Annotated in this window: 1 protein-coding gene; it reads right to left on the bottom strand. The window is 62.8% G+C overall.

Going from position 1 to position 800, the window contains the following annotated elements; genetic code table 11:
- Nucleotides 1–278: 278 nt before the first annotated feature.
- Nucleotides 279–698, bottom strand: coding sequence for a hypothetical protein (locus ABTU92_RS30520; RefSeq protein WP_408095270.1), 420 nt, complete (start codon nucleotides 696–698; stop codon nucleotides 279–281).
- Nucleotides 699–800 lie beyond the last annotated feature (102 nt).

Genomic DNA, 800 nt, shown 5'->3' with positions numbered 1-800 from the left:
CATCCCGTAAGCCTCCGCCGGTGACGTTTCGAGAGACGGCGAAATTCGTCGAGAACGCGCGGCGATCGGCACACTGGACGTGCGTTCGCCTGCCGCACCGGCTGCAACGACGACGACGTTGGATGTCGCGTGTCGGGGACGAGCGATGACAGCCGGAACGAGCCGTCGTGTGGTGGCATGATATCGGTGCGAAACGAGCCGGTGAGTGTCTGGTTGCCCAAGAACACTTCGTCAGCGGACTTGGACCGAGCCGCGCGCCCCTGCTCCGGATCCCGCCGTCAGCGGACGCGACGGAACCGCGACTCCCGGAGGCCCTGAAGCTCGTCCTCGAGCCTGACCTTTTCGAGCAGCATATCGACGACGAGCCGTCTCAACCGCTCGTTCTCGTCCTCGACATCGCGATGATTGCGTGTGCGGCTCGCCTCTTCGCTGCGTTCGGACCCGTCCGACGGGGGGCTCACCGCGAGCTTGCCCGGCGGCTCGATCTCCGTCGAGGGCCCGCGCTCGTCCCGCATCTTCAACCACCGGTGATACGTCATAATGCTGACGCCCAAGCTGCGCGCGACGTCTCGACGCGTGGCGCCCTGGGCCTCCAGAGCATCAGCCCGAGCCAGCTTGGCTAGTACTTCGTCGAGGCTGTGCCGCCTTCCACCCATCGAACGACTCCGGACGATTCGCATTATGACGGTTCTGTACACGCGTCTTTTCGAGCGCTCAACAGAATACGCGATGTTCCAACAAGCCGAGAAGAATTGATACGACGCTGAGGCATAATTAAGGACGTAAATCGCTTATGAAGG

It is taken from the genome of Rhodoplanes sp. SY1, from assembly GCF_046000175.1.
Classification (GTDB): Bacteria; Pseudomonadota; Alphaproteobacteria; order Rhizobiales; family Xanthobacteraceae; genus Rhodoplanes.
This window is presented reverse-complemented; position numbering and strand designations above follow the sequence as displayed.